Annotated in this window: 19 protein-coding genes; 12 read left to right on the top strand and 7 right to left on the bottom strand. The window is 66.6% G+C overall.

Features of this window, described 5'->3' with window-relative positions; translation table 11 throughout:
* Positions 1 to 13 precede the first annotated feature (13 nt).
* From EYW47_RS36450 to EYW47_RS36440, 3 genes are read left to right on the top strand one after another with little or no spacing between them, the layout of a single operon-like run.
* Complete coding sequence (locus EYW47_RS36450) at positions 14 to 1,909, top strand: IucA/IucC family protein (protein WP_133199657.1); 1,896 nt, start codon at positions 14 to 16, stop codon at positions 1,907 to 1,909.
* A gap of 2 nt (positions 1,910 to 1,911) precedes the next feature.
* On the top strand, positions 1,912 to 2,745 hold the full coding sequence (locus EYW47_RS36445; protein ID WP_133199656.1) for a siderophore ferric iron reductase: 834 nt from the start codon (positions 1,912 to 1,914) through the stop codon (positions 2,743 to 2,745).
* Positions 2,742 to 4,028 carry an aromatic ring-hydroxylating oxygenase subunit alpha gene (locus EYW47_RS36440; protein ID WP_133199655.1) on the top strand — a complete coding sequence of 429 codons (1,287 nt, stop codon included), beginning with the start codon at positions 2,742 to 2,744 and terminating at the stop codon, positions 4,026 to 4,028. Before EYW47_RS36445 ends, EYW47_RS36440 begins: the two co-directional genes overlap by 4 nt.
* Positions 4,029 to 4,188: 160 nt before the next feature.
* On the opposite strand, the gene EYW47_RS36435 is transcribed toward EYW47_RS36440, so the two are convergent.
* Complete coding sequence (locus tag EYW47_RS36435) at positions 4,189 to 5,316, bottom strand: MBL fold metallo-hydrolase (protein ID WP_133199654.1); 1,128 nt, start codon at positions 5,314 to 5,316, stop codon at positions 4,189 to 4,191.
* 81 nt (positions 5,317 to 5,397) lie between these two features.
* On the opposite strand from EYW47_RS36435, the gene EYW47_RS36430 reads away from it, so the two are divergent.
* From EYW47_RS36430 to EYW47_RS36415, 4 genes are all read left to right on the top strand, one after another.
* Positions 5,398 to 6,012, top strand: a complete 615-nt coding sequence (locus tag EYW47_RS36430) for a TetR/AcrR family transcriptional regulator (RefSeq protein ID WP_133199653.1) — start codon at positions 5,398 to 5,400, stop codon at positions 6,010 to 6,012.
* A 431-nt stretch (positions 6,013 to 6,443) separates the two neighbouring features.
* On the top strand, positions 6,444 to 7,853 hold the full coding sequence (gabP, locus tag EYW47_RS36425; RefSeq protein WP_133199652.1) for a GABA permease: 1,410 nt from the start codon (positions 6,444 to 6,446) through the stop codon (positions 7,851 to 7,853).
* Positions 7,854 to 8,045: 192 nt separating this feature from the next.
* Positions 8,046 to 8,783, top strand: a complete 738-nt coding sequence (locus EYW47_RS36420) for an aldolase (protein ID WP_133199651.1) — start codon at positions 8,046 to 8,048, stop codon at positions 8,781 to 8,783.
* A 104-nt stretch (positions 8,784 to 8,887) separates the two neighbouring features.
* Positions 8,888 to 9,733, top strand: coding sequence for an AraC family transcriptional regulator (locus EYW47_RS36415; RefSeq protein ID WP_133199650.1), 846 nt, complete (start codon positions 8,888 to 8,890; stop codon positions 9,731 to 9,733).
* 73 nt (positions 9,734 to 9,806) lie between these two features.
* On the opposite strand, the gene EYW47_RS36410 is transcribed toward EYW47_RS36415, so the two are convergent.
* The 6 genes from EYW47_RS36410 to EYW47_RS36385 form a co-directional block, all read right to left on the bottom strand.
* Positions 9,807 to 10,832, bottom strand: a complete 1,026-nt coding sequence (locus tag EYW47_RS36410) for a helix-turn-helix domain-containing protein (protein WP_133199673.1) — start codon at positions 10,830 to 10,832, stop codon at positions 9,807 to 9,809.
* Positions 10,833 to 11,199: 367 nt separating this feature from the next.
* Entirely contained in the window at positions 11,200 to 12,018 is an 819-nt protein-coding gene (eutC, locus tag EYW47_RS36405) for an ethanolamine ammonia-lyase subunit EutC (RefSeq protein ID WP_133199649.1), read from the bottom strand.
* A complete protein-coding gene (locus EYW47_RS36400; protein WP_133199648.1) occupies positions 12,015 to 13,424 on the bottom strand; it encodes an ethanolamine ammonia-lyase subunit EutB in 1,410 nt (469 codons plus the stop codon). The genes eutC and EYW47_RS36400 overlap by 4 nt, the downstream gene beginning before the upstream one ends.
* 140 nt (positions 13,425 to 13,564) lie before the next feature.
* Complete coding sequence (gene eat / locus EYW47_RS36395) at positions 13,565 to 14,998, bottom strand: ethanolamine permease (RefSeq protein ID WP_133199647.1); 1,434 nt, start codon at positions 14,996 to 14,998, stop codon at positions 13,565 to 13,567.
* A 216-nt stretch (positions 14,999 to 15,214) separates the two neighbouring features.
* Complete coding sequence (locus EYW47_RS36390; RefSeq protein WP_133199646.1) at positions 15,215 to 15,661, bottom strand: helix-turn-helix domain-containing protein; 447 nt, start codon at positions 15,659 to 15,661, stop codon at positions 15,215 to 15,217.
* A complete protein-coding gene (locus tag EYW47_RS36385; protein WP_133199645.1) occupies positions 15,649 to 15,930 on the bottom strand; it encodes a type II toxin-antitoxin system HigB family toxin in 282 nt (93 codons plus the stop codon). The genes EYW47_RS36390 and EYW47_RS36385 overlap by 13 nt, the downstream gene beginning before the upstream one ends.
* Positions 15,931 to 16,141: 211 nt before the next feature.
* On the opposite strand from EYW47_RS36385, the gene EYW47_RS36380 reads away from it, so the two are divergent.
* From EYW47_RS36380 to EYW47_RS36360, 5 genes are all read left to right on the top strand, one after another.
* A complete protein-coding gene (locus tag EYW47_RS36380) occupies positions 16,142 to 17,650 on the top strand; it encodes a TolC family protein (protein ID WP_240764067.1) in 1,509 nt (502 codons plus the stop codon).
* 5 nt (positions 17,651 to 17,655) lie between these two features.
* Entirely contained in the window at positions 17,656 to 18,783 is a 1,128-nt protein-coding gene (locus EYW47_RS36375) for an efflux RND transporter periplasmic adaptor subunit (RefSeq protein WP_133199644.1), read from the top strand.
* Entirely contained in the window at positions 18,780 to 21,890 is a 3,111-nt protein-coding gene (locus EYW47_RS36370; protein ID WP_133199643.1) for an efflux RND transporter permease subunit, read from the top strand. Before EYW47_RS36375 ends, EYW47_RS36370 begins: the two co-directional genes overlap by 4 nt.
* A 91-nt stretch (positions 21,891 to 21,981) precedes the next feature.
* Complete coding sequence (locus EYW47_RS36365) at positions 21,982 to 22,644, top strand: response regulator (RefSeq protein WP_133199671.1); 663 nt, start codon at positions 21,982 to 21,984, stop codon at positions 22,642 to 22,644.
* A complete protein-coding gene (locus tag EYW47_RS36360; RefSeq protein WP_133199642.1) occupies positions 22,641 to 23,999 on the top strand; it encodes an ATP-binding protein in 1,359 nt (452 codons plus the stop codon). The genes EYW47_RS36365 and EYW47_RS36360 overlap by 4 nt, the downstream gene beginning before the upstream one ends.
* Positions 24,000 to 24,051: the final 52 nt, after the last annotated feature.

The raw sequence follows: 24,051 nt of genomic DNA, 5'->3' as shown, positions 1-24,051 counted from the left end.
AGGACGCCATGCCATGACCCAACTCCTCGCCCAACCTTCTATGCAACACGTCCAGCTCGCACCGCGCGAGGCCGCCGCGCATCTCACACCCGAAGTCTGGCGCGAAGCGAACCGCATGCTGGTGCGCAAGGCCATTGCGGAGTACGCGCATGAACTCATCGTCGAGCCGCTGCGCACCGGAGATGCACCAGGCGTTGGCTACGCGCGCTACGCATTGAATTCCGACGACGGCACGCGCGCTTACACGTTCGAAGCCCGCTTGCTCGCGTTGCGCCACTGGAGCATCCGCCCGGAGACGATCGTCTGCACCGAGAACGGCGCTGAACAGCCACTCGATGCGCTCGCGTTCATTCTCGACGTGAAAGCGCGCCTTGGCATCAAGGAAGAGATGCTGCCGATCTATCTCGACGAAATCAGCAGCACGCTCTACGGCGCGGCTTACAAGGCCGTGAAGGCGGGTCCCGATACGCCCGAGTTGCTGAACGCGGACTTCCAGGCCATCGAGACCGCCATGAGCGAAGGGCACCCGGGCTTCGTCGCCAACAACGGACGGCTGGGCTTCGACGCTGGCGACTATCGCGCATTCGCGCCGGAAGCCGCTTCGGCCATCCAGGTGATATGGCTCGCCGTGCACAAGGACAATGCCGCGTTTCATTGCGCCGAAGACCTCGACTACGAGCGGCTCATGAACGACGAGCTCGGCGCACCGACCATCGCGCGCTACCGGGCCATCGTCGAGTCGCGCGGCTGCGATTTCGACGACTACCGCCTGATGCCCGCACACCCGTGGCAGTGGTTCAACAAGCTCTCCATTGCGTTCGCGTCCTACGTGGCGACGAACCGCATCATCTGCCTCGGCTACGGCGACGACCGCTATCTCGCGCAGCAGTCGATCCGCACGTTCTTCAACGTCTCGGACCGCTCGAAACGCTATGTGAAGACGTCGTTGTCGATCCTCAACATGGGCTTCATGCGCGGCCTCTCGCCCTACTACATGTCGGGCACGCCCGCCATCAACGACTTCATCAAGGGCATGGTTCAGAACGACCCGTATCTGCGCAGCAAGGGCTTCACGATCCTGCGCGAAGTGGCGTCGATGGGCTTTCGCAACCGCTATTACGAGGCGGCCGTGCAGGCGGACAGCCCCTACAAGAAGATGTTCTCCGCGTTGTGGCGCGAGAACCCACTCGCGCTCGCCGGCGATGGCCAACGCCTCATGACCATGGCCGCGCTGCTGCACACGGACCGCCACGGCCGCGCGCTGCTGCCCGCGCTCATCGAGGCATCGGGGCTTGAGACCGAAGCCTGGCTCGACCGCTACATGGAGGCGTATCTCGCGCCGCTCGTGCATTGTTTCTACACGCACGACCTCGTGTTCATGCCGCACGGCGAAAACCTCATTCTCGTGCTCGAAAGCCACGTGCCGGTGCGCGCGATCATGAAGGACATCGCGGAAGAATCTGCAATCCTGAATAAAGACGCGAAGCTGCCCGAGAACGTCAAGCGGCTTGCGGTGGACGTGCCCGAGAACGTCAAGCTGCTGGCGATCTTCATCGACGTGTTCGACGGCTTTTTCCGCTACGTGAACCAGATTCTCGTCGAGCACGGCTGCTGCAGCGAGGACGTATTCTGGAACGCCGTGGCGCGCTGCGTCGCGCGCTACCAGAGCGAGCATCCGGAGCTTGCGCAGAAGTTCGCCGATTACGACCTGTTCGCGCCCGAGTTCCTGCACTCCTGCCTGAACCGCCTGCAACTGGGCAACAACCTGCAGATGGTCAATCTCGCCGACCCCGCCGGCAACCTGAAGATGGCGGGCAATCTGCGCAACCCGCTTGCCGGAAGGCGTGACGTGCAACCGGCGTCGCTCGCGGCAGGCAAGCGCGCCGCCGTGGAAGCGGTAGAAGCATAAGCATGGCGGCGAACCGCGCACTGGAGGACATGCTGCGACTCGCCGCGCGTCTCGTGCCGGGCTTGCGCGGCGTGGTGCTGGCGCAACCTGAAGCGCCAAGCGCTCGATCCGTGCAAGACCCGGTGTACGTATGCCCCGCACCGCGCGCGGACGAAGGCAACCGCGCTGCTCTCGATGCCCTGCTCGCGCACTGGTCCCGGGCCTACCCAGAGGCTGGGCGCGCCTACTGGGCTTCGCGCTGCTGGGGCATCCTGATTTGGCAGCCCGTGTATCTGAGCGTGATCGGCGTGCATGCTGCGCAGCGCGTGCTCTCGCTCGCCGCGCTCGCGCAACCGGTTTCCGAAGGCTGGACGCGCGAGGTGCGCCTGCCCGATCACGCGCCCGCAACAGGCGACACCGAACGGTTGATCGCGCACGCCGCGCGCGAGATCGCCGCGTGCTGCGCCCAGATCTACGCCGCCCTCACGCCCGTGATCCACGTGAATCCGGCTGTGGCGCGCGGGACACAAGCCGACGTGGTGCTCGCCGCCCTGCTCGCGGCACGCAAGATGCGGCCCGAGTGGAGCCACGCGCAGGTAGACGCGCTCGGCCGCCAGTGGCTTGCCGCGCTCGGTCTCGCAGACTGCGGCGGCTACTTCGCGTTCGCACGCAGCGACGGCTCGTGCTCGCTCGCGCTCGAACGCCGGACCTGCTGCTACCACTACCGCCGCCGCGACGGCGAAATGTGCAGCACGTGTCCGCGGCTCGCGAAGCACGAACGCATCGTGCGACTGAATGCCGAACGGGACGCCGTGCTCGAAGCGCATGGCGTCCAACCGAAAGGAATCGATCGATGAACGACATCAGCAACCTGACGCATCTCGCCCCGCCGGCCGATGCGACAGCGAGCCCATTGCAACTGCCCGCCAGCGCCTATTTCGACGAGGCGCTGTTCGAGCGCGAGATGGCGCGCATCTTTGCGCAATCGGCGCTTTACGTGGGGCATGCGCAGTCGGTGCCGGAGCCCGGCGACTGGCGGCGCCTGCCGCAGGACGAAGGCGGCCGCATCCTGGTGCGCGATGCGTGTGGCGCCAAAGGCGTGCAACTGCTCTCCAACGTGTGCCGCCACCGGCAGGCATTGATGCTGGGAGGCCTGCCAGGCACGAGCAACGGCAGCAACGGTGGCAACAACGGCAGCAACGGTGGCGAAACCCTGAACGCCACACACACGCGCGGCAATCTCGCGGCGACGGGCGGCAACATCGTCTGCCCGCTGCACCGCTGGACCTACGATGCGCGCGGCGAGCTGATCGGCGCGCCCGAGTTCGTGCGCAAGCCCTGCCGCAATCTCGAACGCTTCGCGCTGCGCCATTGTCATGGACTCCTCTACGAAGGGCCACGCGATCCGGCGCACGACATGGCCAGCGTGTTCGCGCGGCCCGAGTTCGATTTTTCCGGCTACGTGCTCGACCACGTGGAAACGCACACCTGCCGCTACAACTGGAAGACCTTCATCGAGGTCTATCTGGAGGACTATCACGTCGCGCCGTTCCACCCCGGGCTCGGGCGCTTCGTGACCTGCGAAGACCTCGACTGGGAATTCGCCGATACGTACAGCATGCAGCGCGTAGGCGTGCATGCGGCGCTTGCGCAACCGGGCTCGGAGGCGTATCGCGCGTGGCACGACCGCCTGCTCGACTATCGCGGCGGCGAGGCGCCCGAGTTCGGCGCCATCTGGCTCGCGTATTTTCCGACCCAGATGATCGAGCTGTACCCGCACGTGCTAGTGGTCTCGACGCTCTATCCGAAGGGGCCGCAAGAAACGCTCAACGTGATCGAGTTCCATTACCCCGAGGAAATCGCGGCCTTCGAGCGCGAGTTCATCGAAGCCCAGCGCGCCGCGTATCTGGAAACGATGATCGAAGACGACGAGATTGCCGAGCGCATGGACGCGGGACGCCTGCGTCTGGCCCGGCGCGGCGTGAGCGACGCCGGGCCGTATCAGTCGCCGCTCGAGGACGGCATGCGCCATTTCCACGCGTGGTACAGGCACGCGCTCGCGGCGCCGGCGCAACGCGCCCCGGTTCCCGCCGTCGCGCCGGCCAATACGCCGGCACGCTCGCCGGGGATCAAGGCGTAACGGCTTGCTCAACGGCTCGCCTGACTCGTGTGGTCCGTGAAGCCGCCGGCTCTTGCCGGCGGCTTTGTTTTTGGGCTGGGGAAACCTGGCTCGGCCAGGCCATACAGCGCAGAGCGCTGCCGAACAACTCCAACCACGCAACGCCAGGGCAAGCGCCCCCTCACGAATTCGCCCCGCCCTCCTCGCGGCACAGCCACCCGCGCACGCGTCCGCCTGTTGCCACGGCCTCGCCCGCCACCTCGCGCCACCAGCGCTCGCCGCGATGCGGCGCCGCCAGGTCGAGCCGCTCGCCCATGCGCGGCGTCGCCAGCGCCACGCCGCGCGCAAGCGCCAGTCCCGTGACGCGCTCGAACGGCTCTTGCCAGCGGTGCATCGCCAGATCGAAGGTGCCGTTGTGGATCGGCATGAGCCAGCGGCCGCGCAAGTCGAGATGTGCCTGCACCGTCTCTTCGGGCTGCATATGCACATACGGCCACTGCGCGTCATAAGCGCCGGTCTCGATCAGCGTCACGTCGAACGGCCCAAGGCGCTCGCCGATCTCGCGAAAGCCCTCGAAGTAGCCCGTATCGCCGCTGAAGAACACGCGCAGATCGCCATCGGCGATAACCCACGAGGCCCACAGCGTGCTGTTGCCGTCGAACAGGCTGCGCCCGGAGAAGTGCTGCGCGGGCGTGGCCGTGAACGTCAGACCTTCCACCTCGGAGCTCTGCCACCAGTCGAGCTGCCGTATTTTCGCCGCGTCGACACCCCATTCGATCAGCCGGTCGCCCACGCCCAGCGGCGCAAGAAACACGCCCGTGGTGGCGGCGAGCGCGAGCACGGTCTCGCGGTCGAGGTGGTCGTAGTGATCGTGCGAGAGGATCACGCCGCGCAACGGCGGCAGGTTCTCGAGCGCGATGGGCGGCGCGTGAAAACGCTTCGGCCCCATGCGCTTGAACGGCGAAGCCCGCTCTCCGAACACCGGATCGGTGAGCCAGTACTCACCGCGCAATTTCAGAAGCAGCGTGGAATGGCCGAGTCGGTAGAGGCTGCGGTCGGGCGCGGCTTCGAGGTCGGCGCGGCTCAGCGCATCGACGGGCAGCGCGCCCGCCGGCATGGTGCCCTGCGGCTTCCTGAACAGCACATTCCAGACAATACCGAGGCTCTTCGCGAGCCCTTCCACCGGGCGCGGACGGACATTGCGAAAGCGCGTGCCGTCGTGCTGCGGCGAGCCGCCCGACATGACGCGCGAGCGGCGCGCGGCGGCGAATCCGAGCATGCGGTCGAGAAAATCGGGGATCGATGCCATGGAGTCTCCCGGCAAGAAAAGTAGACTCCAAAGTGTAGTTTATTTTGGATAAAAGTAAACTGCTCGGTGTAAAATTCTTGTATGGATCAGAACGCCACTCCCCAACGCCTGACCGACCGTAAGCGCGCCGCCATTCTCGAGGCGGCCATCGAGGAATTTCTCGCCGCCGGCTACGACCTCACCAGCATGGACCGCATCGCCGCCCGCGCGAGCGTCTCGAAGCGCACGGTCTACAACCACTTCCCGAGCAAGGAGGCGCTGTTTGCGGCCATCCTGCATCGGCTCTGGGACGCGAGCGAGGGCAGCGCACCGCCCGCGTACCAGGCCGGGCAGCCGCTGCGCGAGCAACTACTGGCGCTCTTGCTGCGCAAGTTGCGCCTGATGACCGACGAATCGTTCCTCGCGCTTGCGCGTGTGGCGATCGGGGCGGGCATCCACTCGCCCGAGCGCGCGCGGGACATGGTGGCGCGCCTCGGGCAGCGCGAAGAGGATTTGACTGTGTGGATCCGCGCCGCGGCCGCCGACGGCCGCCTGCGCATCGACGACCCGCTGTTCGCCGCGCAGCAGTTGCATGGACTCGTCAAGGCATTTGCGTTCTGGCCACAGATCACGATGGGCCAGCCGCCGCTGGGCGAAGACGAGCAGCAGCAAGTCGCGCAAGCCGCCGCCGACATGTTTCTCGCGCGCTACGCGTAACGCGCGCGGGCACTGCGCCCCCGCGCCGGTGTTCGCGCTCCCGTGCGCCAGAAAAACAACGCAAGCAGCTCCGCCAGCGCCTGCATGTCGATCACGAACGCCACGCCGCCCTGCAGACGGCGGGCGGGCGATACGTGCCGCTCCGCCGCGCGCACAAAACATCTGCACTCCGAAGTTATTGCCGGAAGCTCTGGTCAACGTAGCCGGCGGCGTCGTTTCAATGCGTGACAATGGCGCGATCGTTCTATGCGAAGCCATTGTGAATGGGATCTCATCGCGCAGTGCACGCGTGAGAATGCCGATCTCGCCATTTTCTTTATGCGAAACCGCGCCATTATCAAACGCGCATGGATTGCCCCTTGACGCCAATTCATGTGCGAACGAGACTTTGTGCGCTGTATTGGACACAAGTGCTTGACAATGGAGAAGACATGCAGGTATCGAAGGACACGAAACTAAGCAGTGGACTGAAGCAGCGTCACGTGACGATGATGTCGATCGGCGGCGTGATCGGTGCGGGCTTGTTCGTGGGCTCGGGCCACGCCATCGCAGAGGCCGGGCCGGCCGCGCTGCTCGCCTATGTGTTCGCGGGCATGCTCGTCGTGCTCGTCATGCGCATGCTGGGCGAAATGGCCACGGCGCAGCCCGACAGCGGCTCGTTCTCGACCTATGCCGACCACGCCATCGGCCATTGGGCCGGATTCACGATCGGCTGGCTGTACTGGTGGTTCTGGGTGCTGGTCATCCCGATCGAGGCCACCGCCGCCGCCACGATCCTCAACACGTGGTTTCCCTCCATCGCGACCTGGGTCTATGCCCTCGGGATCACCTTCATCCTGACCGTCACGAATCTCCTCTCGGTCAAGAACTACGGCGAATTCGAGTTCTGGTTCGCGCTGATCAAGGTGGTCGCGATCATCGTCTTTCTCTGCATCGGCGGCGCGGCCATCCTCGGCTTCCTGCCGCATTCCGGCGTGTCGGGCGCTTCGCGGCTCGTGGCATATGGCGGCTTCATGCCGAACGGGCTCGGCGCCGTCTTTGCCGCCATGCTCACCACGATGTTCTCCTTCATGGGCACGGAGATCGTCACCATCGCCGCTGCGGAGTCGCATAACCCCCGGCAGCAGATCGTGCGCGCCACCAACTCGGTCATCTGGCGCATTTCATTGTTCTATTTCGGCTCGATCTTCATCGTCACGGCGATCGTGCCCTGGACCGATCCCGGCTTGACGTCGCAAGGCTCGTATCAGCGCGCCATGGAATTGATCGGCGTGCCGAACGCGAAGGCGATCATCGACGTCGTCGTGCTGCTGTCGGTCGCCAGCTGCCTGAACTCGGCCCTTTACACGGCATCGCGCATGATCTATTCGCTGTCCGTGCGGCACGATGCGCCCGCGCTGCTGCGCAAAACCGACAAGGCGGGCACGCCGCGCACGGCGGTGCTGGCCTCCACCGCATTCGGCTTCCTGACGGTGATCGCCAACTACCTGGTGCCCGAGCAAGTGTTCAGCTTTTTGCTGGCAACGTCGGGCGCCATCGCGCTGCTCGTCTATCTCGTCATCGCGGTCTCGCAGCTTCGGATGCGTGCAAAACTCGACATCGCCAAAGACGGCCCGCAGTTGAAGATGTGGTGCTTTCCGTGGCTGACGTGGGCGGTCATCGCGTTCATCTGCGTCGTGCTGACCGTGATGCTGGTGGGCCAGGACCACAGGATGGAGGTCGGGGCAACGGCAGCCCTCGCGCTCTGCGTTGTTGCGGCGTCGTGGTTGAACCGGCGCTATCGGCAGCGCCAGATGCAGATGCAGATGCAGGCTGCGCAAACGTCGGCGCGCGTTCAATAAGGCGTATCCGGCTGCAAAGGACAGCCTTGCCAGCCCTGCCAGCACCGGGCAGGGCTGGACAGCAGCGCCACAAGCCACGACACTGGATGCAGCCGGGCAAGCCACCCACGCGCATGTGCAGCGGCGCATCCGGGCTTCAACGATTCATCGCGAAACCTGAGAACAGCGCTGCACGGAACAGGAGATGAGAGGATGAACGAGTTTCCAGCCATATTTCACGATCCAGGCGTCGAAGTCCTGCGCGCGGATCTCGCGCTCGCGCTGCGCGCGGCGGCGCATTATGGTCTGGGCGAGGGCGTCTGCAATCACTTCAGCGTGGCGCTTCCCGACGCGGACGGCCTGTTCCTGCTGAACCCGCGCGGTCTGATGTGGAGCGAGGTGGAGGGCGACGATATCGTGATCGTCGATGCGGCCGGTTCCGTGGTGGCCGGCCGGCACGAAGTGGAGCCAACGGCCATGTTCATCCACGCCGCGATTCATCGCATCGCCAGCAAGACCTGCGTGCTGCACACCCACATGCCCTATGCCACGACCCTCACGCTCACCGAAGATTGCGGGCTCGACACCACGCTCTCGCAGAACGCCATGCGCTACCACGGCCGCATCGCGCTGGACCGCGACTATAACGGCCTCGCGCTCGACCCCGAGGAAGGCGAGCGCATCGCGCATGCGCTGGCGGGCAAGGACATCGGCTTCCTCGGCAATCATGGCGTCGTGGTGTGCGGCGAGCGCATCGATTATGCGTTCGACGATCTCTATTACCTCGAGCGAGCCTGCGCATTGCAGGTGCTCGCACGCTCGACCGGGCGCGCGCTGCGGCCCGTGACGGCCGACCTCGCGCAAAAGGTCGCGAATCAGGTGCTAAGCGAGCGATTGCAATCGGAATTGTTCTTCGCTGCCTTGAGAAGAACCCTCCCCGCCGGCGCATAGTCAAAGCTGCGGCCGGGCGCTCGATCTGCGCAGCCCGCTACGCCGCCGCCCCCTCGCCTTACGCCATTCGCACCTGCTCGTGCCTGTTCACGCCCGCTCACGCCATGCCGAAATCGCGCCCACCCGCCGCCCCTACGCGCAACGTGCTGCAGCACGTGAGCCCGCCGCCGTTCGTCGGCACGCTGCCCGTGCCGGTCTATTTCCGCACCGAGCACATGCCGTCGCACGCGCGCTATCCAACGATGCGGCATCCGTGGGGCGAGTTCGTCTATTCGTTCAGCGGCATCACGGAGGTCACGACCGGCGAGGAGTACTTTCTCGCCCCGCCGCATATGGGCCTGTGGATCGCGCCCGGCACCGAACACATCGGCTTCAATCATGCGGAGACCGTGCACTGCTCGGTCTACATCAGCCGCGAACTGTGCACTGCGATGCCTGCGCAAACCTGCGCGATGATGGTCTCGCCGCTCGTGCGTGCGATGCTCGACCATCTGCGCGCGCTGCCGCCCGCCGGACACGACGGCAGCGAGTCGCCTTCGCGCGCGCGCCTGCTGCGCGTGCTGGTGGACCTGCTCTCGACCTGCGCCACCACGGGCAGCTATCTGCCCCACGCGGACAACCCCGAGTTGAACGCCGTGCTCCAGGTCTTCCACGACAATCCCGCCGACAACCGCCCGCTCGCCGAACTGGCCGCCGCCTTCCATATGAGCGAACGCACGCTGATACGCCACGCGCAGCGCGAACTGGGCATGTCGCTGACCGAGTGGCGCGCGCGCCTGCGTCTCGTGAGCGCGTTGCCGCTCCTGCAGGCCGGGCGCAGCGTGGAGTCCGTGGCGCTCGATCTGGGCTATGCGACTTCGTCGGCGTTCATCGCGATGTTCCGGCGCCTCACGGGCACGAGCCCGGGGAAGTTCGTGGCCCGCCCGTCGAATATTCAGGTATTCGGATGAAATTGTGCGCAGGGCGCGATTGAGTCTTGAGGCAAGGCGCGCGCCGCGCTCTGCGCGGTGGCGCCTGACACGCTCAAGCGGCGCGCAATGCCTCCGAGGGCCGCATGCCGAACATGCGCCGATAATCCGTCGCGAACTGGCTCAAATGCCAGAAGCCCCACGCGGCAGCCACGTCCTGCACCGAACCAGCCGCGCGCCCGCACAGGTCGCGGCGCGCGCCGTTCAGGCGCAGCGCGCGCAGATAGGTCGCGGGCGCCATGCCGAGCACGTCCTGAAAGCAGTACTGCAACGTGCGGCGGCTCACGAGCAATTGCTCGCAAAGCTCGGGCACGCCCACCGGCCGGGAGCGGTGCGCGAGCACGTAGTCGCGCGCCTGCGCGACGATCCAGCGCCGCCGCGAGGCTTGATCGAGGCCCGCGTCCGCCTGGGCGTCGTCGGCCGTGCATGCGTCGAACAGCGCCGCCAGCAATTCGGCCTGCAGGTCGTTGCGCGCGAAGTCCGAGAGCGGCGCAAGCGCATGAGCTGTGCCATCCGCATCGCTCAGGCGCTGCGCGAGCAGCCCGCACAGATGCGCGAGACGCCCCGCGCCCGCCTGCACGATGGGGGTATCGGGCAGCCGCGCGTCGAGCGGCATGCGTTCGACGGTCTGCGCGTAGTGGCGCAGCACCTCACCGCGCACCACCACGCCGTAAATCGAGAACTGCGCTGGGGTGACCAGTTCGAATTCCACGTTGCCGGGACGCACGGCGAAGGCCTGGGCGCCGAACGGCTGCGCGTCGATGCGCGCCTGCCGGTCGCGCGCGGCGGGAATGCCGAACCAGTACGCGTCGCCTCGCACCTCGCACGCCTGGCGCAGCGTGTGGCTCGTGGTCTCGCAGAACACCTTCATGGTGTCGAGCGGAATCTCGGTAAGCGTGCCGACGAAGCGGCCCGCCGCGAGCTGGTCGTAGGTCTGCCGCCAGCCGACGAGATTGCGTGCCTGTTCATCGGCGTCGTGCGCGACGCTCACCACGGCGTGCCCTGCCGGCGCGTGCGCACCCTGCGCGCTCAGGCGCGTGTCTTCGGCCGTTTGCTCCAACGGCGTGGCCATGTGATCCATGGGGTTCTGAACCATGGGGTGCCTCCTTGCGCAACCTGTCTGTCGAAACGATCCGTGCAGGAGACGCAATATCCGCGCCAGATCGTGCAGCCATGCGGGGATGGCTCGCGGCGCGCGCGGCGGCGCATTGCGCGCTCCGCGTCAAGCGACAGGTGCGCAACGGCGGCGCACTGCGCTCGCTTCGATGTTCAACAAATGCGCATTATCGGCGCAGCGCCACGTGCACACCAATGCGGTGCAACCATAGGTTGACGCACGATTGTGGCGCGAATGAGGGGCGCGAACACGCACGCGCGACGCACGAATCGGGGTGCGTCACGCCATGGGGCGAGATTGCACTATTCGCGACAGGCTCGCGCAGGCGGGCCTAAACCGATTCGATCCGCTCCGCCTCATGCGCCCCAGGCAGGAGCGCATCGCTGTCGTCCTTGAGGCCCACGCCGGTCAGCCCGAGCCGCCGCGCATGCGTGAGCAGGTAGTGCAGCTTGTGCGCGGCCCCATCGTACGGCAGCCCCTCGGGCCGCACGTTCGAGATGCAGTTGCGCATCGCATCGTGGCAGCCCACCTTCGGCGCCCAGGTGAGATACACGCCCAGGCTGTCGGGCGAGCTCAGGCCCGGCCGCTCGCCAATCAGCATCGCCACGAGCTTCGCACCCAGCAGCTCGCCGATCTCGTCGCCGAGCGCAACGCGCGCCTGACGCGCCACCACCACCGGCCCGACGCGCCAGCCCCGGCCTGCCGCGGAATCGGCGTCCAGGCGCTCGCGAACGGCCTGCAACAGCGGCAAGGCCTGCTTCGCGGCGGCAAACGCAGAGAGCCCGTCGCCGACCACGAACACGATGTCGGGACCTTCTTTGCCTTCATGGCTCGTGCGGCCCACGTCGGACAACGCCGCGCGGCTCTCGTCCGAGAGCCGCCGCCCGAGGTCGGGGCGCCGCAAATAATGGTCTCGGTCCGGCGCGGCGCTCGCCACCCCGAGCGTCGCAAAGCCCGCGCCCTCCAGCTCGCGCCGCAGCGCCTCTGCGTCGAGCGGCTGATGCACGGCGTCGCGCGCCTGCGCGTGCGAGAGATTGAACGCGAGCAGCGGCGCGGTTGGCAGGCCGTTGCCCGCGCGGCCCAGCGCGATGCGCGCGTTCGTGAACGCCTTGAGGCCGGCCCACGGATTTTTTTCGACGGCGTCGCTCATGCGCTCACTCCCATCCCGCTTCCCATCCATTCCTGGGCTCCCGCGAGCAGCGGCACACGCGGCGAGGTGGGCAACAGCACGCCTTTCGCGTCGGCAATCTCCATCGTCTCCAGCCACTCCTCGAACTCGGGCGCGCGCCGCAGGCCGAGCAGATCGCGCACATAGAGCGCGTCGTGAAACGAGGTGCTCTGGTAGTTGAGCATCACGTCGTCGGCGCCCGGAATGCCCATGATGAAGTTGATGCCCGCCGCGCCCAGCAGCGTGAGCAGCGTGTCCATGTCGTCCTGATCGGCTTCCGCATGGTTCGTGTAACAGATGTCGCAACCCATCGGGACGCCTAACAACTTGCCGCAGAAGTGGTCTTCGAGCCCCGCGCGAATGATCTGCTTGCCGTCGTAGAGATATTCCGGGCCGATGAAGCCCACCACCGTGTTCACGAGGAACGGCTCGAAACGGCGCGCGACCGCATAGGCGCGCACTTCGCAAGTCTGTTGATCGACACCGTAATGCGCGTTGGCCGAGAGCGCGCTACCCTGCCCCGTCTCGAAGTACATGAGGTTGTTGCCCACCGTGCCGCGCTTGAGCGAAAGCGCCGCCTCGCGTGCCTCGCCGAGCAGCGCGAGCGAGATGCCGAAGCTCGCGTTGGCCTTTTCGGTGCCCGCAATCGACTGGAACACAAGGTCGACGGGCGCGCCCTTCTCGACCGCTGCGATCGTGTTGGTGACGTGCGTGAGCACACACGATTGCGTCGGCACGCGGTAGCGCTCGCGAAAACCGTCGATCATCGAGAGCAGCTTGACGATGGCGGAGAGGCTGTCGGTGGCCGGATTGATGCCGATCATCGCGTCGCCGCAGCCGTACATGAGACCGTCGAGCATCGAGGCGGCAATGCCCTTCACGTCGTCGGTGGGATGGTTCGGCTGCAGGCGCACCGACATGCGACCGGGCAGCCCCACTGTGTTGCGAAAGCGCGTGACCACGGGCCGCTTCTTCGCCACCGCAATGAGGTCCTGGTTGCGCATGAGCTTCGAAACCGCCGCCGCCATCTCCGGCGTGATGCCCGGTCCCACGCGCTCGAGCGTCGCGCTGTCCGCCTCGGGCGAGAGCAACCAGTTGCGAAAGTCGCCCACCGTGAGATGCGAGATCGGCGCGAACGCCGCCTTGTCGTGCGTATCGACGATCAGGCGCGTAACTTCGTCCTCCTCATAAGGCACCAGGGCCTCGCTCAGGAAGGTCTTGAGCGGCACGTCGGCGAGCGCCATCTTCGCGGCGACGCGCTCCTCCTCGCTCGCCGCCGCCACGCCCGCGAGCTGATCGCCGCTGCGCAGCGGGCTCGCCTTGGCGAGCAAGGTCTTGAGGTCCGCGAAACGGTACGTGCGCGGACCGATCGTCTCCGTGTAGGACATGACTTCAGCTCCTGTCGACAAGAGTTCGTGCTTCAGCACTTACTCTTGTCCCATGCAACGCAATCGATCGGACTTGGCGCTTTAGCGCCTAGTCCGATCCCAAGCAGCATTCATGCTGCGTTCCTTTCTGTTGCACCCGCTCACTCTTCGAGCAGCACGCCCTGGGGTTCGATCGGCGCATCCGTCTCGAGGTCCGGCTGGGCGCTCGAAGCCGCGTCGCGCTGTGTGCGGGTGGCCAGGAAATAAGCATAGCCCACCGCGAGAAACAACACGAAGATCAGGGCCACGAGCGCGTTGTAATAGACCATGGTGGCAAGGCACACGACTGCGGCCACGAGCGCGAAGGCCGGAAAGAACGGATAGAGCGGCGCGCGGAACGGCCGTTCCATGTTGGGCCTCGTGCGGCGCAGCTTGAAGAGCGCCGCCATGCTGACGATGTACATGACGATGGCGCCGAACACCGACATCGTGACGATGTTCGCGGTGAGCGTCTGGCCGCCGAACTGGATCAGCTCGTCGCTATAGATGGCCGCGATGCCGACCACGCCGCCCGCGAGGATCGCGCGATAAGGCGTCTTGAAGCGCGGATGCACCTTGGCGAGCCAGGCGGGCAGAAAGCCTTCGCGGGCAAGCGCGAAGATCTGGCGCGAGTAGCCGAGGATGATGCCGTGGAACGACGCGACGAGGCCGAACAGACCGAGCCACACGAGCATGTGCATCCAGCCGCTGTGCTCGCCCACGATGTACTTCATGGCCTGCGGCAGCGGGTCGTTGATGTTGGCGAGTTTGGTCCAGTCGCCCGCGCCGCCCGCGAACACCATCACGCCCACGGCAAGGGCCACCAGCGTGAGAATGCCGGTCACGTAGGCAATGGGAATCGAGCGCTTGGGGTTCTTCGCTTCCTCGGCGGCCATGGCCACGCCTTCGATGGCGAGGAAGAACCAGATCGCGAACGGAATGGCCGCGAACATGCCGTGGAAGGCGCCCATCGAGAAGTGGTCGCTGCCCGACCAGCCGCCCTTCAGGAAGTGCGTCCACGCGAAGCCCGGCGACACCACGCCCATGAACACGAGCAGCTCGAAGATCGCGAACAGCGTGACCACGAGCTCGAAGGTCGCGGCAATCTGCACGCCCACGATATTGAGCGCCATGAACACGAGATACGCGCCCATGGCGGCGTGCTTGGGCTCGAGGCCGGGAAACTGCACATGCAGATACGCGCCAATGGCAAGCGCGATAGCCGGCGGCGCGAACACGAACTCCACGAGCGTGGCCGCGCCCGCGAGGTAGCCGCCGGCCGGGCCGAACGCGCGGCGCGCATAGGCAAAGGGGCCGCCCGCGTGCGGAATCGAGGTGGTGAGCTCGGTGAAGCTGAAAATGAAGGTGGTGTACATCGCCGCCACGAACAGCGCCGTGACGACGAAGCCCAGCGTGCCGGCCGTCGCCCAGCCGTAGCTCCAGCCGAAGTACTCTCCGGAAATCACAAGCCCGACAGCAATGCCCCACAGCTGCCACGTGCCGAGCGTCTGCTTGAGCGCTGGCGCGGCGCCGTGGCCTTTCGAGTCTGCCTGCATGGTGTTTTCTCCTCCAGGGTGGCCCGTGCGGACAGTGCCGCATTGGGTGTTGGAGACCATGCTAGAGAGTCATTAAACGACGTGTTATCGAAAATCGGCAATTGCGCGATGCTTTCGTTTTGCCTACGCAGCATTGGCTGTTGCGTCATTCAACCCTTGAAGGTCCAGGCCCGGACGTAAAAAACCGCCCGAAGGCGGTTTGTGAACGGCACACCGTCAGGCGGCAATGGAGACCTGAGGGAAGAACACCGCAGGACTGATTCTGAATCGTTGAGCGAGCAACCCAATTTGGCGCGTGTTCAGCTCTCGCTTGCCGCTGAGAATCTCGGAGATCACACCCTGGCTACCAATCTCAGGTAGATCGCTCTGCTTCAGGTTGTGTTGATTCATCAACTCCCTGAGCACCGCTTCAGGCGTCACCCCCGGCACGTCGTGGTTGGCGTCCTCATAGCTGCCAATCAAGCTGCCGAGAATATCCACCAGCGGAGCCAGTTCATGATTTTCATCCGCACCGCCGGCATCGAGCAGCCCATTCAAAACACGCACCGCCTCCGCGTAATCCGTCTCGTTGGCAGGCGGTTGTAGCGGAATGCGATTCATGAGCGCACTCAGATGTCCGACTATTTCCCGGACTTCTCCTGGATTAAACGTCAGGGTTTCCATTTGTCGTACTCCTTGCGCGTCAGCAGGTGCCTCACGAACAGCATCTGACGATTGAAGTGAATTGCCGCAATCAAGCGATATTTGTTTCCGCCGATGTTGAACACACAGTACTCTCCAACCTTGTCGACCGAATTGAACGTCTGCCTGAGCGAGGCGAAGTCAGGGAAATAACCGGTCACAACGATTTGGCGCCACGCCCAGACGGCATCGTGCGCGTCTAGATGCTCGGCGCAGAAGTCTCTAAGTGGGGTGTCGGAGATCACTCGCATTCCGACAATATATCTCAAATTGAGATTCTGTCAAGCCGTGACCTTAAGCCCAGTCAAAACCCAAACACTTTTCCTTAAGCGTTGCCTAAGTGTTTTCCCTGCACAATGCGCCGCAAGTCTGCCGCGCGCGCATTGCTGCGCGGTGTTTTTGCAGCAATGCGCCGGCGCCGCGCCCCTGGCGCGTCGCCGGTCCCGTATCGAGGAACGCACGTTGTCCCGCACGCTTTCCCGTTTGCCGCTTTATCCGTCGTTGCGCGCCGCCTTGCCGCGCGCCGCGCTTTGTTCCGCCGTTTCGGCGGCCTTCCTGCTCTCGGCCTGCGCCGTCTATCATGCGCAGCCCCTGCCCTCGGGCGACTCGCTGCTCACGCGGGACGCCCTCTCGCGCGTGCAGATCGACCCCGCGAAGATGCCGCTGCCCGAGCTTGCCGCGCACCGCTTCGACCCTTCCGCCGGCTTCGACATGGAAGACGTCGCGATGCTCGCCGTCGCGAACAATCCCGACTTGAAGCTCGCACGCGACGATCTCGGCATCGCCCAGGCGCAGGCGTTTTCGGCAGGACTGCTGCCCGATCCGCAAGTCAGCATATCGAGCGACTACCCTGGCGCCGCCGGCTTTTCGCGCGCGTTCAGCTACGGCCTTAGCATGGACGTGATGGCCATCATCACGCGCAGCGCGAACAAGCAATCCGCCGACGCCACGGTGCGCAAGACCGATCTCGGCCTGCTCTGGCAAGAGTGGCAGGTGGTGGCCCAGGCGCGGCAGCTCTATGTGAAGGCGCGCTTCCAGGACGAGACGCTGCCGCTGCTCGAGCAGCAGGCCGAACTCGCGCACACGCGCTACGCGCGCACCGCGCACGCGGCAAGCGAGCACAACGTGAGCGCCGACACCGCCACCGCCGCGCTCACGGCCTGGGAGGACGCGCGCAAGCAATACGCCGACATGCAGCACGCGCGCGAGCAGACGCGCCACGACCTGAACGCCTTACTCGGCCTCGCGCCCGACGTGGATCTGCCGCTCAGCGGAGCAGCTACAGTCGAGCCGCTCGACGCGGCCACGCTCGACGCGGCCGTCACGGCGCTACCGAAGCGCCGCCCGGACCTGATCGCGTTGCAAGCCGGTTACGAGGCGCAGGAGCAGAAATACCGCGCAGCAATCCTCAATCAGTTTCCGAGTCTCTCGGTGGGCTTCACGCGCCAGCGCGATACTTCGGAGATCTACACGAGCGGCTTCGCCATCAATCTCACGCTGCCCGTCTTCAACCGCAACCGCGGCAACATCGCCATCGAGCAGGCCACGCGCCAGCATCTCGCCGACGAATACCAGAACCGCCTGAACGCCGCCTACGCCGATATCGCCCACCTGCGCGCCGATACGGCGATCGCCGCGCAGCAGCTCGCGCAAGACGAGGCCGCGCTGCCCGAGCTCGACCGCGCGGCGGCGCGCGCGCATGACGCCTACGCGGCGCACGACATCGTGCTCGGCCAATACGTCGATGCGCAAAGCGCAGCGCTCGCGCGCCGCGTGGATGCCGCCACCGGGCGCGAGGCGCTCGCCGAGCAGCGCATCGCGCTGCAGGCGCTGCTCGGCAGCGCGATCCCCGATCCCTACGGCGATGCGCGTGCTGCGGCAAGCGCCGCTGCGCCCGCCGCCGCCGATAACGCACAAGACGCCGCGCCTGCCCCGGCAAGCGCCGCCACGAACGCCACCGTTACTCGTTGATGCCCATGCAAGAACGCAATTTCCCCCTGCGCGCCGCCGCGTACATCCTGTGCGCCGCCGGTGCGCTCGCCGCGGGCGGCACACTTTTCCACGCGCGCACCGCTCACGCCGAAGCCAGCGCCGCCGAACCCGCGGCCTCGGTGGCCGTGCAGGTCGTGCCGGTATCGCGCAAGCCCGTCTCCCAGCAGGTCGTGGCCTATGGCGTGGTGGGCGCCGCCGGTGCCAACGCCGTCACCGTGAGCCTGCCCTATGTCGCGCGCATCACGCGCGTGCTCGTGCAGCCGGGCCAGACGGTCGCGCGCGGCGCCCCGCTGTTCGTCGTGCAGGCCGACCCCGGCGCGGTGGTCGCGTTCACCCAGGCGCAGAGCGCAGCCACGCTCGCGCGCGGTGAGCTGGCGCGCACCCAGGCGCTCTATCGCGATGGCCTCGCCACACAATCGCAGCTCGCCGCCGCGCAGAAGGCGCTCGACGATGCCCAGCAGGCGCTCGCGGCGCAGAACGCGTCGGGCATTGCGGCGGGGGCGAAGACCGTTGCCGCGCCCGTGGCCGGCGTGGTCTCGCAGATGAGTGCCGCGCCCGGCGACCAGGTGCAAGCGGGCACCGCGCTCGCGCAACTGGTCGGAGCGAATGGCGCCGGCACGCAGGCCGCGAATGTGTCGCTGGGCGTCGAACCGGCCGACGCGGCGACCATCCACGCGGGCGACCGCGTCGTGCTTCATCCGCTCTCGGCCGCCCTGCAGTCCGTGCAGGCGCAAGGCCAGGTGGCCATGGTGGGCGCCGCCGTCGACGCGCAGAGCCAGCTCGTGAACGTGGGCGCCAGCGTGCCGCTCGCAGGCACGGCGTTCCTGCCGGGCACGCGCGTGCGCGCACAGATCGACACGCAAACGGGCACCTGGTGGGAAGTGCCGCGCGCGGCCGTCCTGCAGGACGCGCAGGGCCAATACGTGTACCAGGTGATGCCGGGCAACAAGGCACACCGCGTGGCCGTGACCGTGAAAGTCGAACACGGTGGCAGCTACGGAGTGGAAGGCGCGCTCGACGCCGCGCGCGGGCTCGTCGTGAGCGGCAACTACGAACTGGAAGACGGCATGGCCGTTCGCGCAGCCAAAGCTGAGCAAGGCGGCGCACGATGACTTTTGGTCAATGGATGCAGCGCCACCGGCGCTCGCTGCTGTTCGTGATCGCGCTGTGCGCCATCGCGGGCGCGCTCACCGGCTTGCGCCTGCCGATCTCGCTCTTTCCGAACGTCTCGTTCCCGCGCGCAGTGGTCTCGCTTGACGCGGGCGACCGCCCCGCCGAGCAGATGGCGACGGTCGTCACCATGCCCGTGGAGGAAGCGCTGCGCCGCGTGCCCGGCGTGCGCGACGTGGAGTCGACCACCAGCCGCGGCTCCGCGCAAATCTCGCTGAACTTCGACTGGGGCACCGACATGGCGCAGGCCACGCTGCAGGCGCAGTCGGCCATCGCCGAGATCCTCGCAACGCTGCCGCCGGGCACCACCATGCAGGTGCGCCGCATGGACCCGACGGTCTTCCCCGTGCTCGCCTATAGCCTCACCTCGTCGCGGCTCTCGCTCGCGCAGCTCTACGATCTCGCGCAATTCCAGCTGCGCCCGATGCTCTCCTCTGTCGAGGGCGTGGCGCGCGTGGACATCGCAGGCGGCGCGCGCGACGAGCTCGAAGTGGCCGTCGATCCGGCGCGGCTCGCCGCGTACAAGCTCTCCGTGGCCGACGTCTCGCGCGCGATCGGCGCGGGCAACGTGCTGATGGCGACGGGGCGCATCGAAGACCACGACAAGCTCTATCTCGTGGTGGCGAACGCCCCCGTGAACGGCATCGACGCGCTGAAGAACGTGGTGGTATCCACACCGGGGCAGAACCAGGCGAACCAGGTCCGGCTCGGCGATATCGCCACCGTCTCGCAGGGCACGGTGCCGCAGTGGATTCGCGTCACGGCAGATGGCAAGGATGCCGTATTAATTAACGTCTACCAGCAGCCCGGCGCGAACAGCGTGGCAATGGCAAAGGCCATCCGTGCACGGCTCGCGAACTTCAGCAAGCAGATGCCCGCGGGCGTGCATCTCTCGAACTGGTACGACCAGAGCGAGCTCGTGGTCGCCTCGGCCACGAGCGTGCGCGACGCCATCATGATTGGCGTGGTGCTCGCCGCACTCACGCTCTTCGTCTTCCTGCGTAACGTGAAGATCACGGTGATCGCCGTGGCGCTCGTGCCCGTCGTGATGGCAGCGACCATTCTCCTGCTCGACGTGTTCGGCATGGGCTTCAACATCATGACGCTCGGCGGCATGGCCGCCGCCGTGGGCCTCGTGATCGACGACGCCATCGTCATGATCGAGCACATCGCGCGGCGCATGCGCGAAGCCGGCGCAAACGCGTTCCATGGGCGCGTGATGAGCGCGGCGCTCGAGTTCACGCGGCCGCTCGCGGGCTCCTCGGCCGCCACGCTCATTATCTTCGTGCCGCTCGCGTTTCTCTCGGGCGTGACGGGCGCGTTTTTCAAGGCGCTCTCCGTCACCATGGCCAGCGCCCTCTTCATTTCGTTCCTCGTGACGTGGCTCGCCATTCCCATTCTGTGCGACCGCTGGCTCACCGCGCAAGACGCTGAAGAACACAGCGAAACGCGCTTCGCCGCGTGGCTCAACCGCCGCTACGCGCAGCTCGTCGCGGCCGTGAGCGCGCGGCCGGTGTGGGTGCTCGCGCTCATCGTGCCGCTCGCCCTGCTCGCCGCGCTCGCCTTCACGCGCGTGGGCAGCGGCTTCATGCCCTCGATGGACGAAGGCGGCTTCGTGCTCGACTACCACACGAAGCCAGGCACCTCGATCACCGAGACCGACCGCCTCATGCAGCAGATCGAGGCCATCATCCGCGCCAATCCGAACGTGGCCACCTACTCGCGGCGCACGGGCGCGGGTCTCGGCGGGGACCTCAACGAGCCGAACAAGGGCGATTTCTTCGTGCGCCTGAAGTCGGGCAAGCGCGAGCCCATCGAGACGGTCATGGAGGAAATCCGTTCGCAGATCGAAACACAGGTACCGGGCGTGAGCGTCGAGCTTGCGCAGCTCATGGAGGACCTGATCGGCGACCTCACGGCCGTGCCACAACCGGTGCAGATCAAGATCTATTCAGACGACCAGAACGTGCTCGACGGCACCGCGGAGCGCGTGGCCGCGCGCATCGGCAAGATCCCGGGCATTGTCGACATCGACGACGGCATCAACCCGGCCGGCGACGCCATCGACCTGCACATCCGGCCCGACGCCGTGGCGGCCGAGGGCATGGACCCGCAGGCCGTGGCGCAGCAGGTCAGCGACCTGCTCGACGGCAACGTGGCCACGCAGTACCAGGACGGCCCGAAGAGCATCGGCGTGCGCGTGCGCGCGCAAGGCGCGCTGCACATGACCGACACGGCGCTCGGCCAGTTGCCGATCCGCGCGCCGGACGGCCACGTGTTCGCGCTCTCGCGCGTGGCCACGCGCGTGACGGTGAGCGGCCAGCCCGAGATCAGCCGCGACAACCTCAAGCGCATGGTGGCGGTCACCGCGCGCATCGACGGGCGCGATCTCGGCTCCACCATCGCCGACGTCCAGCGCGCGCTGGCCGACCCGAACCTGCTGCCGGCGGGCGTCTACTACGAGCTGGGCGGCCTCTACCAGCAACAGCAGATCGCCTTCAAGGGGCTCATCGCCGTTTTCGGCGCGGCGGTCGCGCTCGTATTCGGCTTGCTGCTGTTTCTCTACGAGCGCTTTCGCGTGGCGCTCGCCGTCATGGCGATGCCCTTGCTCGCGACCGGCGCGGTCTTCATCGGCCTGTGGGTGACCGGCATCGAGCTCAACATCTCCGCGATGATGGGCATGACGATGATCGTCGGCATCGTGACCGAAGTGGCGATCTTCTATGTCTCCGAATTCCAGGGCCTCGTGCGCGACGAAGGCGTGCCGGTGCCCGAAGCGCTGCTGGCCGCGGGCCGCAACCGCCTGCGCCCGATCGCCATGACGACCATTGCCGCGATTCTCGCGCTCTTGCCGCTCGCGTTCGCGCTGGGCCAGGGGTCCGCGATGCAGCAGCCGCTCGCGGTGGCGATCATCTCGGGCCTGATCGTGCAGATGCCGCTCGTGCTGCTGGTGCTGCCAGTGCTGCTACGCCTGTTGCTGGGCACGGGCAAATCCGGCAAGCCTGGCAAGCCCGGCGTGGCACCGCACGGCCCACATGCGAAAGGCTGAAACCCGAGGCGACTTTGGGAGACGAGGAGACTGTGCCATGAGCGCGAATGAGCGACAATTGCAGACAGAAGAAGCGACCTGGAGCACCACGATGCGTCTCTTGCTCGTCGAAGACGACGAAATGATTGCCGAGCCCGTGCTCGACGCGCTGCGCCGCGAAGGCTACGCCGTCGACTGGGCGAAGGACGGGCGCGAGGCCGAGCTCTCGCTCGCCAACGATGTCTACGACCTCGTGCTGCTCGACCTCGGCCTGCCGAAGAAAGACGGCGTGAGCGTGCTGGCCGCCTACCGGCGGCGCGGCGGCGAAGCGCCGATCCTGATCCTCACCGCGCGCGACAGCGTGACCGACCGCGTGAGCGGACTCGACGCGGGCGCCGACGACTACCTCGTCAAGCCCTTCGACCTCTACGAGCTTGCCGCTCGCGCCCGCGCGCTGCTGCGGCGGCGCACCGGCCGCAAGCAGCCCGTCTACACGCATGGCGACCTCGCGCTCGATCCGGCCGCGCACGAAGTGACCAAGGGCGGCGAGCCCGTCTCGCTCGTGCCGCGCGAGTTCGCGCTACTGCACGTGCTGATCGAGGAGCCTGCGCGCGTGTTCACCAAGGCCGAGCTCGAAGAGCGGCTCTATGGCTGGGGCGAGGAGGTGGGCAGCAACACGATTGAAGTGCATGTGCACAGCTTGCGCCGCAAGATCGGCGCGGAGCAGATCGTCACGGTGCGCGGCGTGGGGTATCGGCTGAAGAGGGGCGAATGAGATCGATCCGCCGCCGGCTGCTGGGCTGGCTGATCTGCGGGTTCGCGGCCGGGTCCATCGTGGCGGGCTTCGGCATCTTTCACACCGCGCACGACGAGGCGAACGAGCTGTTCGACTACGAACTGCGCGCTGTTGCGCTGTCTCTGCCGTCCAACCTCAAGGAAGGCCACACGGAGCACGCCGCCCCGGATCTGCAAGGCATTGCCGACGACCGCATTCTCATCGAAATCTGGGACGCCGACGGCACGCCGATCTACCATACCTCGCATGACGCGCCGCTACCGCGAGAGTCAGCAGGATTCCATACGATCGAGCGCGCGGAAACGCACTGGCGCACCTTCGGCGTGCAGCAGCCCGAGCGTTTCGTGCAGGTCGCGCAGCCCATCTCCGTGCGCGAAGCGCTGGCGCTGCGGCTCGCGCTGCATACACTCTGGCCGCTCGCGCTATTCGTGCCGGTTGCCATCGTGCTTGTGCTGCTCGTGGTGAGGCGCGGGCTTGCACCCGTCGGCGCCCTTTCCACGCTGCTCACCGCGCGCTCGCACAACGCGCTCGAGCCGATCAAGCTGGACGGCTCTGTGCCGATCGAGCTGCGCCCGCTGGTGGAGGCGCTCAACGGCCTGCTGCAGCGCCTGAACGCCGCGTCGCAGGCGCAGCGCACCTTCATCGCCGACGCCGCGCACGAATTGCGCTCGCCGCTCGCAGCGCTCAAGCTGCAATTGCAGGCCGCGCTGCGCGACGGCACGCTCACGGGCGAGCCGCAGACGACTGGACGCATCGAAACCCGCCTGAACCGCCTCATCCGGCTCGTGCAGCAATTGCTCACGCTCGCGCGCGAGGACGCGCAGCCCACGCTGCCCGTGGCCATGGTGAGCCTCAGGCGTCTGGGCGAGCAGGCCATCGGCGACTTCTCGCTGCTTGCGGAGGAAAAGGGCATCGACCTCGGCCTCGAAGTGCGAGCGCCTGTGACTGAAGACGACGCCTGTAATGTGGCTGCGGATCCGCACGGACTCAACACGCTGCTGAACAATCTGCTCGATAACGCGATCCGCTATACGCCGCGCGGCGGCAAGATCGATCTCGTGCTCACGCGCACGGGCGAGCAACTGGGGTTCGAAGTCGTGGACAACGGGCCCGGTATTCCCGAAGAGGATCTCGGGCGGGTGCTCGATCGCTTTTATCGCGCGAACCATGTGCCGGGCACTGGCAGCGGCCTCGGGCTCTCGATCGCGATGCGCATCGCGCAGCGACATGAGCTGAAGCTCGTGCTGCGCAACAATCCGGGCGGGCGCGGACTCACCGCGGCGGTCAGTGGATTGCGCCCGCGTGTGCAGGTGGAGGCGGGCTCGCCAGCCTGAGGTTGGCCGCCGGGCGCGAAGCTGTAGTGTGATGCAGCGGCGCGTTGCCATA

Source organism: Paraburkholderia silviterrae, from assembly GCF_004353915.1.
GTDB lineage: Bacteria > Pseudomonadota > Gammaproteobacteria > Burkholderiales > Burkholderiaceae > Paraburkholderia > Paraburkholderia silviterrae.
The sequence above is the reverse complement of the archived record's forward strand: the minus strand, read 5'-3'. Positions and strand labels throughout refer to the sequence as shown.

Coding starts and splice junctions, on each gene's coding strand:
- EYW47_RS36450 (WP_133199657.1), top strand. CDS start 14: ATGACCCAACTCCTCGCCCAACCTTCTATGCAACACGTCCAGCTCGCA.
- EYW47_RS36445 (WP_133199656.1), top strand. CDS start 1,912: ATGGCGGCGAACCGCGCACTGGAGGACATGCTGCGACTCGCCGCGCGT.
- EYW47_RS36440 (WP_133199655.1), top strand. CDS start 2,742: ATGAACGACATCAGCAACCTGACGCATCTCGCCCCGCCGGCCGATGCG.
- EYW47_RS36435 (WP_133199654.1), bottom strand. CDS start 5,316: ATGGCATCGATCCCCGATTTTCTCGACCGCATGCTCGGATTCGCCGCC.
- EYW47_RS36430 (WP_133199653.1), top strand. CDS start 5,398: ATGGATCAGAACGCCACTCCCCAACGCCTGACCGACCGTAAGCGCGCC.
- gabP (WP_133199652.1), top strand. CDS start 6,444: ATGCAGGTATCGAAGGACACGAAACTAAGCAGTGGACTGAAGCAGCGT.
- EYW47_RS36420 (WP_133199651.1), top strand. CDS start 8,046: ATGAACGAGTTTCCAGCCATATTTCACGATCCAGGCGTCGAAGTCCTG.
- EYW47_RS36415 (WP_133199650.1), top strand. CDS start 8,888: ATGCCGAAATCGCGCCCACCCGCCGCCCCTACGCGCAACGTGCTGCAG.
- EYW47_RS36410 (WP_133199673.1), bottom strand. CDS start 10,832: ATGGATCACATGGCCACGCCGTTGGAGCAAACGGCCGAAGACACGCGC.
- eutC (WP_133199649.1), bottom strand. CDS start 12,018: ATGAGCGACGCCGTCGAAAAAAATCCGTGGGCCGGCCTCAAGGCGTTC.
- EYW47_RS36400 (WP_133199648.1), bottom strand. CDS start 13,424: ATGTCCTACACGGAGACGATCGGTCCGCGCACGTACCGTTTCGCGGAC.
- eat (WP_133199647.1), bottom strand. CDS start 14,998: ATGCAGGCAGACTCGAAAGGCCACGGCGCCGCGCCAGCGCTCAAGCAG.
- EYW47_RS36390 (WP_133199646.1), bottom strand. CDS start 15,661: ATGGAAACCCTGACGTTTAATCCAGGAGAAGTCCGGGAAATAGTCGGA.
- EYW47_RS36385 (WP_133199645.1), bottom strand. CDS start 15,930: ATGCGAGTGATCTCCGACACCCCACTTAGAGACTTCTGCGCCGAGCAT.
- EYW47_RS36375 (WP_133199644.1), top strand. CDS start 17,656: ATGCAAGAACGCAATTTCCCCCTGCGCGCCGCCGCGTACATCCTGTGC.
- EYW47_RS36370 (WP_133199643.1), top strand. CDS start 18,780: ATGACTTTTGGTCAATGGATGCAGCGCCACCGGCGCTCGCTGCTGTTC.
- EYW47_RS36365 (WP_133199671.1), top strand. CDS start 21,982: ATGCGTCTCTTGCTCGTCGAAGACGACGAAATGATTGCCGAGCCCGTG.
- EYW47_RS36360 (WP_133199642.1), top strand. CDS start 22,641: ATGAGATCGATCCGCCGCCGGCTGCTGGGCTGGCTGATCTGCGGGTTC.